General features: G+C 35.3%; 7 protein-coding genes. 6 read left to right on the forward strand and 1 reads right to left on the reverse strand.

The features are described 5' to 3' along the window. Window positions 1-22: 22 nt before the first annotated feature. The gene (locus EG344_RS13090) at window positions 23-3,676 is read right to left on the reverse strand and encodes an MMPL family transporter (RefSeq protein ID WP_123909804.1); all 3,654 of its coding nucleotides are present in this window, start codon (window positions 3,674-3,676) and stop codon (window positions 23-25) included. Between the two features lie 194 nt (window positions 3,677-3,870). On the opposite strand from EG344_RS13090, the gene EG344_RS13095 reads away from it, so the two are divergent. The 6 genes from EG344_RS13095 (at window position 3,871) to EG344_RS13120 (ending at window position 17,027) form a co-directional block, all read left to right on the forward strand. Continuing rightward, on the forward strand, window positions 3,871-4,872 hold the full coding sequence (locus EG344_RS13095; protein WP_123909805.1) for a hypothetical protein: 1,002 nt from the start codon (window positions 3,871-3,873) through the stop codon (window positions 4,870-4,872). After that, the gene (locus tag EG344_RS13100) at window positions 4,872-6,011 is read left to right on the forward strand and encodes an EpsG family protein (RefSeq protein WP_123909806.1); all 1,140 of its coding nucleotides are present in this window, start codon (window positions 4,872-4,874) and stop codon (window positions 6,009-6,011) included. The genes EG344_RS13095 and EG344_RS13100 overlap by 1 nt, the downstream gene beginning before the upstream one ends. A gap of 23 nt (window positions 6,012-6,034) precedes the next feature. Continuing rightward, window positions 6,035-7,093: an acyltransferase family protein gene (locus EG344_RS13105; RefSeq protein ID WP_123909807.1), complete on the forward strand. Its 1,059-nt coding sequence runs from the start codon at window positions 6,035-6,037 to the stop codon at window positions 7,091-7,093. A gap of 265 nt (window positions 7,094-7,358) precedes the next feature. Continuing rightward, window positions 7,359-12,071, forward strand: coding sequence for a T9SS type A sorting domain-containing protein (locus EG344_RS13110; RefSeq protein WP_123909808.1), 4,713 nt, complete (start codon window positions 7,359-7,361; stop codon window positions 12,069-12,071). 299 nt (window positions 12,072-12,370) lie between these two features. Next, entirely contained in the window at window positions 12,371-15,640 is a 3,270-nt protein-coding gene (locus tag EG344_RS13115) for a hypothetical protein (protein WP_123909809.1), read from the forward strand. A gap of 238 nt (window positions 15,641-15,878) precedes the next feature. Further along, complete coding sequence (locus EG344_RS13120) at window positions 15,879-17,027, forward strand: hypothetical protein (RefSeq protein WP_123909810.1); 1,149 nt, start codon at window positions 15,879-15,881, stop codon at window positions 17,025-17,027. The last annotated feature ends 25 nt before the right edge of the window (window positions 17,028-17,052 follow it).

A 17,052-nucleotide genomic window follows, 5' to 3' on the forward strand; every position in this document is an offset into this window, starting at 1 on the left:
AAAAATATGTTTTTCATATTTATTATTTAGTTTTAAATACTTTTAATGATTCAGAACTAAATTCTAATATATAATTTTTATTTTCTATTACCGTTTTTGTGGTATTGATAAAAATGATCGTTTCAGGAAGATTTTGAATTTCATTGAGATCAAAATTATCATCCGAAATCAGGAGAACATCAATGCTTTTCGTTACTTCAGACACATCCTTTATATAGTTGATCTTTCTCCTTTTTACCAGATAATTATGAGAAGCAGTTGCTCTTTTATCTTCATTTATAATCCTTGAAAAAATTCTTCTACTGGCCTGATATAGGGTGAGTAAAGCATCTTTTTGTCCAAAATCATCAGCAATATGCAGGATGTTGGCATCGGCAGGAATGTGTTTATTCAGTTCAAAATAAGCTGATTTATTGGTGTTGAAATCTTTCTTTACTTCTGTTACAACCTCATTGTCTTTATATAGATAGCTTAATAATAACTGCTTTTTAAAATAATTTTCGTCTTCAATCTCTTCTCTCAGTTGAGCAAATTCTTCTCTGTAATACGCATTAATCTTTTTCGTTCTTTCAGAATAGTTTTTACCAAAGCTTACATCATCTTTACTGATTCTATTTCCTACTTTTACAATAATGCTGCCATCATAGATAATAAAATCTCCTTTCGGAAGTACTTCAGAATTTCCATGAATATACAAAGGAAGAATATCCAGCTCAAACTGTTCTGCAAGATAAAAGGCTCCTTTATGAAATCTTTTCACATCATTGGTATAAGAGCGTTCTGCCTCTGGAAAAACAACAAGAGAATATCCCTGTGCTATTTTTTCCTTTAATTTATCCATTCCGTTTTCAATACCCTGGGAAACCGGATAAAAGCCCAGTGCCCTTACCAGTTTTCCGAAGACCGGAGATTTGTATACCCAATCATTGACTAAATAAATGATTTTATGAGTGGCCATTGCAATAGCTAATGTATCCAGGAAAGAGGTATGATTAGCAATAATGACTGCCGGTTTACTGAAGTTCTCATTCGGATTTTTAATGACCTTCTTCTTTACAAATGGATTCGAATAAAGAACAGAAGTTAAAAACTTAGCCAAAATAATTTTGATAATGTTCAGCGTTTTACCCTTTGAATTTTTCACAAAGAAACTTCCTATGGCTGAAAATATCATGCCTCCAAGCCCATAATATAAAAAACTGAAGAGGGAGACGATCAATAATCTGAATGTTATTGGTGAAAGTCCTTTTTTTGCTCTGTTGGTGATTAATAATCTGAACCAGAATGGGTATAGGGTAGAAGTGATGATAATCACGGAGAACATTCCGATCAAGGCAACCAATGCTAATGAATGCAAAGCCGGATGTTTGGCAAAAATCAGAGATCCTATGGATAAAATGGTGGTAAATACTGCTAAAATAATTGAAGTTCTATAAGTAGGCAGCTCATTCTTTCCGGTTGTATGCTCCTTTTGCATGGCCTGGGTAAGGAAAATACTAAAATCATCACCCACTCCGAAGACCAATGTACAGACTACCGTACTGAAAATATTTAATTCCAGTCCTAAGAAATAAAGAATTCCGGCAGTGACCACTCCGGTCAGTACAATGGGGAACATGGTCAAAACAGTCAGCTCAAAATTTCTGAAGAAGATAATGATGGTTAAGACGATAGCCAGAAGAGAATAATTAATCAGGGTATTGAAGTCTCTTTTTAATAACCCTAAAAAGTTTTCATTCATCTGCTGGCGGTCAATGGCAATAGCATCATGTTTCTTTTCAATATCTTTGATGAAAGCATCTCTTTTTTTATCATCTACCTTCACTACATTGGAAACCGTATAAAAACCGTTTTCATTGCTCATGAATTCTGAAATCTGAAGTGCTTTTACTTTTTCATAGTCTTTGATGCCTAACGTAGAATAGTTTTTATTTAAAACCTCATTAAAATTATCAAAAGCAGAACTGTTGAATCCAAATTTATTCCCATTGCTGATAAGCTCAGAAACGGTTTGATTCTTTTTGTTATCATTCCAGAAACTTTTCCACTCCTCAATTTTCTTTTGCTGATCTTTTTCCGACAGGACAATACTTCCAATAGAATTATAGCTGAGGATTTTACCCTCTTTTTTCTCTTGTTCCAGGAATGTATTTAATTGGGAGTTTCTCGCCAAAGCCTGTTCTTCTGAGTTTCCATAAGAAATCGTATAAATGGATTTTGAAGTAATATCCGATAGTTTTTGGAGTTTGGCTTCACTGATTTTCATTTCTTTCGGAATGTAATTCAGATCTCCAATGTCTTCATTAAACCCAACATGTCTGAATCCAAATAAGCATGCTACAATGATTATGGAACATCCAATAATCAAAGGTTTATTTTTCTCGTATGGATATGAGCCTATTGTATCAATAAAATTGGTGCTAAGTTTCTCTTTGGTATGTTTAGGTTTATAAAGCTGTGGAACAATAATCAATGCGGTAATAGAGGATAAAATTACCGTGATGGCAGCGAAAAGTCCCAGATCCTTTAAGGCTTCGGAGCGTACAAATACCAAGCATAAAAAGGAAACAGCTGTAGTAGCACTACTCAAAATAATTGGCTGTGTGATTTCTTTATAAAGCTCCTCAATATTGTTATTATGCTTGTAATGGGTAAGAATATGCAGGGCATAGTCTATGGTAATCCCGATAAGGATGGCCCCAACACTTAATGAAATGGCCGAAATTTTATCTTTAATAAAATATAAGACCAATAAGGCCAGTAAAACAGAGAATACTGTTGGCAGGAAGACTATAATTGGAGTAAAGAAGTTCCTGAAATAATAGATCAACAGAATCAGCAGTACCGTCATAGAAATCACAACCGTATTCTGAATGTCTTTTTTGATCTGTTTGGCATTGGCCACTGCAATCACCGGAGAACCAAAATAACTGATCTCTGTTTTTCCTTTGAACTGTTTATTCAGGTTATCTTTTATGGTATTAAGCTGGTCAATAAAAGCTTCATTGGATTTTGTATCATTACTTTTATTTTTAGGTTCAATAAAAAGCAAAAGGTTTTTGCCATCCTTGGTTACAATATAGCTGTCTTCCAATTTGAAATCCTTGCTGATATTGAGTGCATTTAATTTTTTAATTCCCAGAAAGGTTAATCCCAGAGGGTCTTTTTTGATAAATTCTTTGGTCACAAGGCTTGTAGGAGAAACCAAAGAGATGTAATTATCCTCTACCTGTTTGGCAATGCTATCTTTTTGAAGTTTCCTTTCAATCTCTTGATAATCATTTTCATTGAGAAATAAAGGCAGGTTTTGATTCACGAAATCAAAGGTTTCAGAAATCTCATTATCATTCACTTTTCCCTGGATTGAGGCAATATACTTTTGTAAAGTCTCTGTTTTTTGTAAAAAAGTATCGGCCGTTTCAGAAAGCTGAAAGCTGTCTTCACCGGATTTGTTTTCTATGATAACAATGATCTTGTCCGAAAAATTAAGCTGTTTAAGCACCTTTGCCGTAAGATCGGATTTTTCATTTTTAGGAATGATCTGATTGATATCTTCTTCAAAATTAATCTTAGAAGCAAAGAATAGACATAAGAGAGCAATTCCCAATGCTGTAAAAACAGAAAGAATTTTGTTTCTGGAAATCAGATAATATAAAAATATAAAAAAGCGATGCATTGCATTTGGATCAAGTCTGCAAATTTAAATTTTTAAGGATTACATCAAAATAGTTTAGGGATAAGTTTTGGCTGAAAATCAACAAAATATTCTAGGCAGAATGAAAAAATATTCTACTTTTGCAAAAGTTCCCCTTTGATAAAATGTATTTTAAACCACAATTATTATTAAAAAAATAAGAATCTGTTTTTGATATGTTGACAAAAAATGATGAAAAAATAAACGGATTTCTATTTGTAGCAGTACTCCCGTTTTTGCTGTTTGCGATGTCTTATTATGGCTTTGAGTCTTCGTATGTAAGATTAAAAACCATGGAGAAGGCTCCGGACTTTATGTTCTCCTCTGTATATGCTTACAGAGTAATCCCCAATTATCTGAGTGTACATGCTACAGAGGTGGTAACCCTCATCGTAAATAATTACCTTCCTTTTCTGAAGAACTTTCTTTTAAAACAGGGAACTTTGTTTTATCACAGTATTTTTTTGATTAACAGTTTCTTTTTTGTGCTGTCTTCAATTGTTTTGCATTCACTATTCAAATTAAGTCATACAGGAGTTCTTCTACATTTGAATATCAGGAGAATGATTCACTTGCTGGCTGTTTTTTTTATTGTTATTGTGCAGTACGTTCCCACTAATTGTGATTCTATTGCAATTTTCTTTTATCTTTCAGGAGCATTACTTACGTTGAAATATTTCCAGAAGCGGAGAACCATAGATTTTATTCTTTTATGTGCGGTGGTATTTATTTCTACGTTGGCAAGAGAAACTTCATGCCTGAACATTTCTTTTTTTGCCGCAATGTGTATTGATTTTGAAAAATTGAAAAAGAAGGATTTTACTTTCATCAAAGAGCTTATATTTTTGGTGGTTGCTTTTATTATTCCTTACGCAGGACTTAGGATGATGATTCATCAGGATGTGTCTTTTGTGGAAGGAATTTATTTCCTGGATAATTTCAGCAGTCCTTTTAATATAAGCGGTCTTCTGTTTGGAACATTAAGTTTATATTTCAGTTACCTGTTGTGTAATGATGAAGGAAAAATATTGATCAGAAAATATCTGTTCTTTGCCATTCCTTACCTGGTCATGATTGCCATGGTAGGGCTTTTCTGGGAAGTCAGATTGTTTATCCCTTTGATTCTTACGGGATTTATTTTTACTTCATATCAATTTAAAAATACCATATCCGTCTAATGAGTTTATTGCACCCATATTATATCATTGCAATCATCTATATGTTGATTTTCAGTTTTCACGAAGTGTATTCCGAGAAAACGAACAAAGGGGCGCTTTATATTTTGGCGGTTTATCTTGTTATTATTGCAGGGTTTCGTGATGATGTAGGGCCGGATTATGGAAGTTATGTAGGAATTTATGTGTATTCGGATACGAAAGATTATTTGAGTATTTTTCTTTCGGCACTTTCAATAAAAGGTCCTCAGGTTGTGGAACAGGAGTGGCTCTATGTGTTGATTAATAAGATTCTTCTCAATATTTTTGATGCTCCCTTTTACATGTTAACGTTTGTAATTGCAGCACTGGTAACATTTTTTAAAACAAAATTTGTTGAAGAGAATACGCACTATCCTTTCACCTTTTTGCTTTTTGTCTTTATTCCGGGATTCTTTATTGGAGAGAGTGGTCAGATCAGACAAAATTTAGGCTGTTTCATGGCATATTGGGCCATCCGGTATATTAAAGAGCGGAATTTGTGGATGTATCTTTTATGGATTTACCTTGCAGCAGGTATTCATAATGTTTGTTATCTGATGCTTCCGATGTATTGGGTAGCCAGAATTCCACTGAATAAAATGTGGATGCTTATTTTTATTCTGATATCAGTATTCCTTTCTCCATTTGAGGTATACCGTTATTTTGGAGATTTACTGGGAAGTATAGCGTCCGAGAATACTTTGATAGACGGTTTCAACGGTTATGTTAATGAATCTGTAGAGAGGCTGAACGGAGGGTTTGGAATTCCGGAGGTAATGTTGGCTATTTGTACAGCCTTCCTCTTTGTTTTTGATACAAAAATGAAAGAAAAATATCCTTATTACGAATATCACCGGAATTATACCGTAATAGGAATCTGCTTTTACTTTATCTTTAGAAATAACCCTATCTTTTCATCCAGATTAACGGGAACTTTTCTGGCATTTTCCTATATTCTAATTCCAAATACCATGTTTGTGGTTTCTAAAGGGATGAAAGCTGCCATCCATAGTTTCATTATATTTTTGGTGATTTTTAACTTTGTGGTATTCTCCATGTTTAAAAATATTACGGCAGGAAGATTTACAATAGATCTTTATCATAACCATATTCTTCCGTAAGGTGTTTCTATATTTTATCATATATGGCTGAACAAAGAAATAGGATATTGGTTTTAGACGGTTTAAGAGGGCTTGCTATTTTGTTGGTCTTTCTTTTCCATGGATACTATATTTGGGAAAAAAATTATCCTTTTGGAGGTTTGTATAAAGATAATATCCTGGTAAAATATGGAGATCTTGGAGTACAGCTGTTTTTTCTGATTTCCGGGTTTGTTATTCTGATGTCTATGGAAAAAACACCCGGTTTTATCCAGTTTATTAAAAACAGATGGGTGAGACTTTTTCCAAGTATGCTGATCTGTTCAGTGATTATCTATATTACTGCGGGGTTCTTTTCTGAAAGACCTTTGGGAATTCCGGAGCTTAAATCTCTGCTTCCAGGAATTTTATTCGTAGACGAGGGGCTGCTTGAACGTGTTTTTAAAACAGACTTTCCCGTTTTAGAATCATCATTTTGGTCTTTATATATTGAAGTGAAATTTTATGTGATTTTTGGTGCACTTTATTATCTGTTTAAAAGAAATCTGGCATTGTTGGGGATCTTTATCATTTATTTGGTAGCCGTATCCTATCAGATCCTGGAATTCCATCATTTGCTTCCTTTAGAATTGTTGAAGTTTAAGGCTTACATTGGGAATTTTGTATATTTTGGATGGTTTGTTTCAGGGGCATTAATCTATATTTACTATAAAGAACGGGATAAACGATATCTGTATGCATTTGTTATAGCCACAATATGTGCCATGTTTTATATGTACAGGCTTCAGGATATGACAAGAAATTTATATCTTATGATGCTGGTTCTTATTTTTGTAGGGGCATTATTCTGGGATAAAATGGAACGTTTCTTTTCTATGAGACTATTCACGTTTATTGGTTTTGTAAGTTATCCTGTTTATCTATTGCATGAAAATATGATGATCTCATGGATGGTGAAGATTGATAAACATATTCCTGTTCCCTACTGGCTTCTGCCTATTATTTCTTTTTCGCTTGTTATTCCTATAGCATATCTTGTAGCAAAATATCTTGAACCTCCAATTCAGAAAAAATTAAAAGTTTTGCTTAAAAATATAAAATAAAAAAACGGTACTACTATCGTTTTTTTTATAGATATATTTCTATAATGTGTTGCTGTTAAATTTGTTATGATCTAATACTGTTTTTCATATATTTGTGATAAATAATTCCCAACCTGTGCAAGGTTTGAACTAAAAAAACAAATACACCATGATGAACAAAAATAGGAGTGAAATCACTCATATCTTCCTTTTTTCTTTTACCCGATATCATCTTTTCGGGATACAATAATCAAGTTTTAACACATTTATTCAAACAACAACGTTTATGAAAGCAAAATTTATTTCTAAAATTTTGGCAACAGCATTCTGCGTGGTGTCAACTCATGCTTTTTCGCGGGAATTTTCGCCCCCGGAAACTTATGAAAAGCCTGATGTTCTCAGGTTTAACGGTCTTGTCGCTCCATTTACTTATGATCTGGATCCGCTTATTATGATCAATCAGAACGTCAATCAGAAAGGGTTGGTGGTAATGAGTGGAAAACTTACAAAACCTTTTACCAGCGACCATATAAAACTTTCGGTAAAGTATAAGGATGCGCAAGATAATTGGGTTACCGGATGGTGTAAAACCCTGTATTCGTATAACCAGTACAATGAAATTCTTACGGTTCGTTTTGAACTTCCTGCTTCTGCTCAAAGTTCTTATCATGTAAAAGTAGAATTGAGTTCAGATACGAATCTCAGCAATTTTAATAGTGTGGTATGGGATAAGAGTATAAGTCATTATAAACTTAATGATTATGTTGCTGCCAACTGTGACCTGGATGAGAATGAATATACCATGCTTTTAACTCCCAAAAAAGAAGGATCATTGCTTACCAACAGCAGTGGAAAAGTGATTGGAGTAAAAGACAGGGTGACTTCCGCTTATTCCTGGAATAAGCTGAGCAATGTTTTGATGGATAATAAAAAAGACGATGTCGTGTTTGCGCCAACTCAGCCATCAGATCTGATAACAGATGCAAATGGGAGCAAATCTGTAAAATTGGTTAATACAGGAGCTGTCAGTGATACCTTAGGAGCTACTTCCGAATTTATTTACAATGAAGCAGCAGGGCACCCCATTCCTTACCTGTATAGCTATGATGACCCTGTATATATGTTTGCCGGTAAATTTTCAGCGAACGGGTTCTTTGTGAAATTCAGTCAATGGCCGGGAGAGCCTAATGGCCCAGGGTATTTTAATTGGAAAAATCCAAACTTTATAGAAAGCAGATACTTTAATATGTATAACAAGACATGGAAAAGTTTATCTGAATTTATTCCGGATCAGGAACCGGTTGTGATTGTATCAAGTCTTACGACCGGATTAAGAATCTATAAAAGTGATGGAACTTATATAGACCTTACTCCAAGCAGTACAAGTAATTATGGAGCTCCTTATTTCGGATATACAAACAACGTGGCGAGAAGAGGTCCCGGATCTGAAAACCTTATTATTTCCAATACCTCAGAAATGACTTTATATGGTGTGGGTGCGCTAAGGAATGATGTTAATACTTTATACCAGCCCAAAAGGTCTATGCAGGATGTTGAAAAAGAAGTATTCAAATTCATTAAATATACTGGCGTTTTTGGTTCAACTACCGCTTATGATGATACTTCAGAATGTTCGCAAGGATGTTTTACGGTTAATGCGGATGCTGTCTCAGATTATAGTGTGGCAGACTGGACCAAAGCTCCCAATAGTTATATTTTTACAGGAAAAGATAAAACAGGAAATGCTGTGGACGGTCTTTATATTCCTATTAAAAAAGCTTTCGCCATGTGGCAGAAGGATAAATATATAGGTGGATCTAATATTCCTGCAGGAACATTAACTGCAGATGTTTTATGGGAAGATGCTCATGGATTGATTAAATCAGGAACTAATTATAGCCTTGAAATGATGGGTTCAGGAGAAGATGCCAAGATAAAAGTTCCTGTTAACAAAGCTAAAAAAGGAAATGCCGTTATTGCATTAAAAGTGGGCGGGGAAGTGTATTGGTCATGGCATATCTGGGTGACAGATGATCCTACGAATGGTTCCACTTATAAAAGCTTTGCCGGGCTCAAAAGACAAAAGAAAGATGGAACGGTGGAATTGATTCCGGATTCGGATTGGGGCTGGATGGATAGAAACTTAGGAGCGATGAGTAATTCTTTAACTTCAGGAAACTGGAATAAAAATGGAGGATTGCTTTATCAATGGGGAAGAAAAGATCCTATTCCTCCTTTGACAGCTAAAGGAAATGACTCTTATGAAGTATCTGGTTCTATAGGAAGAGTAAGACATAGAAATGCTCAGTATACGACAAATTCAGTTAAAATTGATGCCCTTAGAAAATTTGTTCCATTGGCGAATGCAAATGTGAGAAATAATCTTTCTCTTGCTGTTAAAAATCCTTTAAGCCTTATCTATGTCGGGAATAACAGTGCAGATATTGCTTATTATGACAGTGGCAAGACACTCATGCTAAACTGGTTTGGGAAATCACCTGATTTTGGGAGCAATCGTCTTTCTGAGTTGAATTTATGGTCTGATAATTCAGAAGGGAAGTATAGAGATAATTATCTGGAAGATAATGATGCACAGCCCTACAAAAATAAATCTTCTTATGATCCATGTCCTAATGGTTGGCGGGTTCCTTCTGTGTTAGTGGCCAATGCAGGATCAAAGACTTATATTGATGATATAAGAATTGACTTTTCTCCTTTAGGGGTAAAAACCAATATGGGTAAGAATACTTTCGAGGCCAATACGTATCAGATCATCAAACCTACAGATGCAGGAGCGCCTAACTTTATGAAAGGATTTAAACTGTACACTAACGTAGGATATGATCTTTCCAATGTGGGTGGATTTAATATGGGTAAATTTCCAGGTACCGGACAATTGCTTATCAACAGACATGAAGGTCAGTATACAGATCAGCATCATACCGCTTTATGGACAGCAACTATGACCAGACATTTCGATGCCTCCCCATCCATAGTAGCCAGAGCATTATTTATGGTTCCTGACAAAGAGCAGCCTGATATTCCGGATTCAAATTACCCGAATATTAACGGAAGATATTTCTATCAGCCCTTATCTATGGGAGAAACTTCAGGTGCTAATGGTTGCAGATGTATCAAGGATCCTTTATATGTAGTGAACGATTATGATTTCCCTACAGATTTCTTTGCAGAAGGACAATATATGGAAGGATTAGATAATCCGAACACCTATACAATAGTAAAATCTACTGGTGAATCTACTCTTGAAATTCCAATCAGTAAAGCTTTTTCAGCTCAGAGTCAATTGCTGAATAATCCTGATATTTTAAATGCATCAAGCTTTGATAATTTAAAAACAAATGTTCTATGGACAACGGATACAGGTCTCATTAAGCAGGTTTCCGTAGATCAGCCGGGTTCTATATCTGCAATCAGCAGCTCAAAGATAAAAGTAATCATTAATCCAAACAAAAGCGGGAATGCTGTCGTTACTCTACACAACGGAAGTATCACCAACCCGGTATATTGGAGCTGGCATATCTGGGTGACCAATACAGCTATTACATCTAATCGCTATATAACAGATCAGCCGGATGCTAACGCCGTGAACTATATAAACTTTGCCAAAAGAAGTGAAGTTCTGGATACTGAAATCATGGATAGAAATTTAGGGGCGGTAGAAGTATTTCCGACCATTAATGGAGATAACTTAAACCCTGAGACAGCATTGCCAGGCTCTCCGGAACAAATTATGTTATCTGGCGGACTTCATTATCAATGGGGAAGAAAAGACCCTATTCCAACCTATAGAACGGCATCAGATATTGATTATGGTCAATATCGTTATAAAACAGATGCTGTAAAATACTGGACAGGAACTACTGCTGCAAACGGGACCATTACTTATGCCCCTTTAATTGAATCAAATTATAATACCAATTATATTAGACCCTATGCTACTTATAGTAATTCTGCCAATGCGAATGTTGTAGCTACAGATAAACCTTCTGAAAAAATAGCAAAAGTACTATCATACTCAGTGAAAAATCCATTGGCCTTTATGGTACCAAGTACATTAGATGCTACCGGAAAAGGTTCAGACTGGCTGGCTTCAGAGCCTAATTTAGCTGCCGACCGTTGGGGAAGAGGTGATAAAAAATCTCCTTTTGATCCTTGTCCGGAAGGATGGAGAATCCCGGATTTAACAACCGTTTCGGTAATTGCTGTCCCTTCAAATCCTGTAGCACAGGAAGATTTTGGTCTTAGCCCTTGGTATAGAAAAGGATATAGAGCTGCAAGTTCATATAGAATCATTACAGACAATTTTGGAATTCAGGTGAGAGTTGGAAAGAGAAGAATTGCAGGGTTTATGTTCCCAAATAATGATTACACGATTGGTAACTATGCTATATTTACAGGAATGAGAGGATACAGAAGTGTTACCACAAATACAACACCTAATTTTGCTTCTTCTGAAGGAGATAGCAATGGAAGTCTGTACACCGGTTTCTGGACATCAGGCTTAAGTTCCAATTTCAATGGCAGACCCATTAACCTGCTTCTCAAAAAGTATGACAGTGGAGTGCCTCAAAATTTTATTCAGGCATTTCATGATAATAATGACCCTTATTTCGGAGCAAGCTGCCGTTGTGTAAAAGTAAAAACTGATGGAACAAATGAAGCCGGACCAATACCAAGATTGCAGGTAACTACAGTTTCTACGGCCAGAGCCACAAACATTTTGGCAAAAAAAGCTGTTGAAGAACAGATCGTTCAGAATAAACTTGAAGTATTCCCTAATCCGGTAAAGAGTATATTATACATTAAGGGAAATGATAAAGTCAAAGAATATCATTACCAAGTTTATAATATGTCTGGACAATTGGTGAAATCAGGAAAATTTGAAAATGAAAAAACAGACCTTTCTGTTTTAACCACAGGAATTTATCTTATAAGGATTAATAATTCTGAAAATGTAGTGAAGATCATTAAGGAATAAATAATCTGTTCCATAAGACTGTAACCGGGAGATTTTTCTTCCGGTTTTTTTATGCCCTTATTACATCCCGAATCCAGAGTGTTGGATAACTTTTCTATTGATTATTAAAATGTTAAGAGTATTACTTTTGTTCTTTTTGGTGTATTTTTTGATTCTTGTTGTTTAATTGTTATTAATAAAATGATTATGTTGAATTATTTGTTTAATAATTAATTTAATTGATTGTAATTGGCGTATTATGTGGCTTTTTTATATCAAAAGTATAGGGGTGTACTTGTGTTTATATAAAAATCATTGACATGAAAAAATCAGTATTAAAAAAATGGAGGGCAATCATTTGCCTGGTATTGGTATGTATCTGTTTTATCAGGGGTATGACGATGGAAAAGCAAGCGGTTTCAATAGAAAAGCTTACAAAAACAGATCAGGATACAATAATTAAACCTTCAGCTGAAAAAAGGATTCAAACTAAGGTCAGGAATTCAAATCCCGATAAAAAAATTATTAATGACGAAAGAGACTGGACGAAAGCTCCCAATAGCTATCTCTTTGATCCCGCTCAAAATAACGAAGGTTTATATATTCCTGTAAAAAAGGCGTACGCGATGTGGCAACAGGATAAAATTCTTGGAGCCTCGGGAATCCCTGCAGGACAAGCTACGGCAGATGTTCTTTGGGAAGATAATCCGGGATTGATAAAATCGGGAACAGACTATCTTTTGGAAATACTAGGCTCCGGAGATAATGCTAAAATAAAAGTTCCCATTAATAAATCCAAAGAAGGAAATGCAGTAGTTACCTTAAAGATCAATGGAGAAGTTTTTTGGTCATGGCATATTTGGGTTACGGATACTCCTGAAAATGGATCTACTTATAAGAGTTTTACGGGAGTCTCAAGACAAAGAAACAACGGAACTGTAGAATTGATTCCCGACTCAGAATGGAGGTGGATGGATCGAAATTTGGGTGCAATCGGAAGTTCGATTACTGCAACGGAATGGACTAAAAATGGAGGATTGTTATATCAATGGGGGAGAAAAGATCCCATTCCTCCTTTGGCTTTAAAAGGAGACGATTTTTATGAGGTTTCAGGATCAATAGGGCGGGTACGTCACAGAGGGGCTAAAAATTTTACCGGAGCCGTAAAAATTGATGATCTTAGAAAGTTTGTTCTGCTTTCCAATGCTGAGGTAAGCAATAATGTAAAGCTTTCCATTAAGAATCCGATAAGCCTTATTTACGTTAATAAAGATGATAATTCAGGACCGGCTTACTATAATAACAATACTGCCTTAATGGTGAACTGGTTTGGGAAATCTGCTTCAATTCCGGATGCACAGCTTTCAGAATTAAATTTATGGTCAGACAACGCTCAGGGAAAGGTGAGTGCAAACTATAACGATGACAGCAGTGCAAAACCTTATCAGGATAAATCTTCCTATGATCCATGTCCGAATGGATGGCGAATTCCTTCTATGTTGGTTGCTAATTTAGCTTCTCAAACCTATATAGATGACGTGAGAATAGACTTTTCACCATTTGGAGTAAGAACAAATATGGGGAAAAATACTTTTGAAGCCAATAAATATCAGGTGATAAAACCAACGGATGCAAACACTCCAAACTATATGAAAGGCTTTAAATTATACGCTAATACGGGCTTTGATTTATCCAATGTGAATGGCTTTAATATGGGGCTTTTTCCTGGAACGGGCCAATTAGCGCTCACTGTTCATCAAGGGCAATATACAGATCAGCACCATACCGGTTTGTGGACCGCAACTATGGCTAAACATTTTGATAATACTCCTGTTGTGGGAGCCCGGGCGCTGTTTATGGTTCCGGATAAAGGTCAACCCGATGTTCCGGATGCTGCTTTTCCGAATGTGAAAGGAAGGTATTGGTATATGCCGCTGGCAGCAGGTGAAACTTCGGGAGCAAATGCATGCAGATGTATAAAAGATCCACTGTATGTTGTGGATAGTTACGATTTTCCAACAGAATATTTGCCTGCTGTTGTTGAATTTAAAGAAGGAATTAACAATCCAAATACCTATCAGCTTGTAAAGAATACAACGCCAACTCTCCTTGAAATACCTGTGAGTAAAGCATTTTCTGTTCAAAGTGAAATTTTGAATAATAAAGATATTCTTTCCTTATCAAGTTTCAATAATTTAAAAGCAAACGTTCTTTGGAGTACGAATACGGCTTTGGTCAGTAAAGTAACAATCCCAGGAGGTTCACCAAGCTCATTGGACGGGATTCCAAACACTAAAATTCTAGTTACGATTAATCCTAATCAAAGCGGAAATGCGGTGATTACGTTGCATAACGGAAGTATTACAAGTCCTGTATATTGGAGTTGGCATATTTGGGTAACAGATACTCCCATTGCTTCTAATGCCTATACTACAGAACTACCTAATACAGCTGTAACTAATTATGTAAATTACGTGGATAAAGGTTCATCCCCGTTGCAGACAGAATTTATGGATAGAAATTTAGGAGCTACCGATGCTTTTCCCGTAGTTGCTAATCCATTAACGCCTACTGCAGTTGAACTTTCAAAAATCCGGGCTTCAACTGGAATGCATTATCAATGGGGAAGAAAAGACCCTATTCCTACTTTTCAATATGCAGACAACAGAGCTTCATTTAATATATTTTTGGGAACAGCAGGGGCAGATGGAACAGTAGCTTATACTTCTTTAACAGGAGCAGCCTATAATAATTTGGGCGGAAGCTATATCGTACCATTCAATACTTATACAAATGCTGCCAATGCAAACGTATTGCCTAAAGATAAAATAGCAGATAAGATTTCAAAAGTTTTAACCTATTCAGTTAGAAATCCTTTAGTTTATATGATACCAAGCACTTTCGCTGCTTATAACAGTGCAACCCCAAACTTTACCAATGGAACAGATTGGTTGGCAGATGAACCTAATTTAGCGCCAGACCGATGGGGAAGAGGAACAAAGAAATCACCTTTTGATCCATGTCCGGAAGGATGGCGTATCCCGGATCTTACCGGAACTTCTATTACAACGAATCAGGATTTTGGGATTTCACCCTGGTATAAAAAAGATAAGAATGTAGCAACAGCATTGAGTGTGCTTAACGATTATTTAGGGACAAGGGTCAGAAACCCAAGTACCACTTCTACCATCGGATATGCTTTTAATGACCAGTCATACAGCGTGGGAAGTTATCCGAATTCAGGATCCAGAGGCTTCCGAAGTGTCATTGGCAATCAAAGTGCAGCAGGAAGTTTCAATGTGATTAATTTTCAATATCCGGGAATCTGGACGGGAGCTTTGTTGTCAAATTATATAGGAAGATCGATCAATATTCTTTGGGATGCTGCTTCTACAGCGAATCGTATGTTAGCTTTCCATGATAACAATGATCCGTATTTTGGGATGAATTGCAGATGTGTAAAAATGAAATTTGATGCCAGTGGGAACGAATTGGGACCCATTCCTAAAGATCAGGTGACGACTTTACCTGCATCAAAGAACGAGATCCCCAAAGAACTAATTACTTTCAATGAAGAACCGTTGAGGTAAAAAATAAAATTTATGGAAGAAACCCTAAAAAACATGCCGGTTCACTATAGGGCCGGCTTTATTGTTTGCTTATATGTGGCAAAAACGAAATTTCTTTTCAGGGGACTTGGGAATCTTGTTAAAAAAAAGAAATATATGTCTGTAGATAACTGTAAATTCATAATTTTAGCACTTGTAAAATTGTGAAAAATTAGACCGTTTCTTACTCTTATTGTTTCGCAGGTTTTAAAAATACACTATGAGGTTAGAAAAGTTTGTACAACATTTTAATAGTAAGATCTTTATTTATTTTCTTATTGCCATTACGGCAATTTATACCCTAGCATTTACCCTTGTATTTAATCTTAAAGACGACGGATATATTCTGGCAGACTGGCTCATAAATTATGAAGACGGTGGGTTTAAAAGAAGAGGTTTATCCGGGAGTTTCTTTTTTATTCTACAGGATATAACAGGGCTTAGTCTTAATTATATTGTTTACTTTTTTCAATTTATTATTATTTCGCTGTTCTTTTGGTGTTATACAAAACTCATTAGGTATAAAATAACAGATCTGTTGTATCTCTCACTTTTATTGTCGTCCATTGGTTTTGTAGGTCTGCTGAATACTGTAACCTATGTAGGAAAGAAAGAATTTATTGTATTTCTTTTGTTTACTTACTTTGTATACCTTTTAGATAATGATAAGCTTTCAAAATATAAAGAATATCTCTTCTGTATACTGCTTTTTATAAGTACACTTTTGCATGAGGTTACCCTATTTTATGTCCCTTATTTTGCAATCGCGCTCTATGTGAAAAATGGAAAGCTGGAAATTAAAAGATATATCAAGTTCTTTATGGCGGTAATTATTCCTGCTGCAGCCATTATTGTATTTGGAAAAAATGTAAATGAAGGAATGTCGCTGGAAATACTGAACAGAAGAGGGGTGTATCCAACTTATGGAATCTTTTATTGGGATATTGATGAAAGACAATATATTAAAGAACATCTTAATGAATATCTGCTTTACTTTATCAGTTTAGGGATAAGTGTATTTCATATCGGCTATTATTTAAAATATCTAAAGGGCCGAAAGATTTTATATATTTTATTAATCGGAGCCTTTATCTTTTCATTTCCACTATTTTATCTGGCTATAGACTGGGGTAGATGGATGTACATTCACATGATGCTGATCATTATCCTTTTTGCCATGATGCTGAAAAAAGGGACCTCTATATATGCTTATGAAGCCGTAATTATTGACCGGAAATTTTATATAACAATAGCTATAATACTGTTATCCTTACTATATAGAGTAGAAATGTCCGGGATGGGCTTCACGTTCGAAGGAGTATTTTACAGACTGTTTGTTGCCCCTCTGGAATTATTAAATAAAATGTGATTTCAAAAAGTATATAATAAAAAAG

This window comes from Chryseobacterium sp. G0162 (assembly GCF_003815715.1).
Lineage (GTDB): Bacteria > Bacteroidota > Bacteroidia > Flavobacteriales > Weeksellaceae > Chryseobacterium.

What these genes read in the sequence shown, in the direction of transcription:
- EG344_RS13100 (WP_123909806.1), top strand. Translation starts at nt 4,872, where the DNA reads ATGAGTTTATTGCACCCATATTATATCATTGCAATCATCTATATGTTG.
- EG344_RS13120 (WP_123909810.1), top strand. Translation starts at nt 15,879, where the DNA reads ATGAGGTTAGAAAAGTTTGTACAACATTTTAATAGTAAGATCTTTATT.
- EG344_RS13110 (WP_123909808.1), top strand. Translation starts at nt 7,359, where the DNA reads ATGAAAGCAAAATTTATTTCTAAAATTTTGGCAACAGCATTCTGCGTG.
- EG344_RS13095 (WP_123909805.1), top strand. Translation starts at nt 3,871, where the DNA reads ATGTTGACAAAAAATGATGAAAAAATAAACGGATTTCTATTTGTAGCA.
- EG344_RS13105 (WP_123909807.1), top strand. Translation starts at nt 6,035, where the DNA reads ATGGCTGAACAAAGAAATAGGATATTGGTTTTAGACGGTTTAAGAGGG.
- EG344_RS13090 (WP_123909804.1), bottom strand. Translation starts at nt 3,676, where the DNA reads ATGCATCGCTTTTTTATATTTTTATATTATCTGATTTCCAGAAACAAA.
- EG344_RS13115 (WP_123909809.1), top strand. Translation starts at nt 12,371, where the DNA reads ATGAAAAAATCAGTATTAAAAAAATGGAGGGCAATCATTTGCCTGGTA.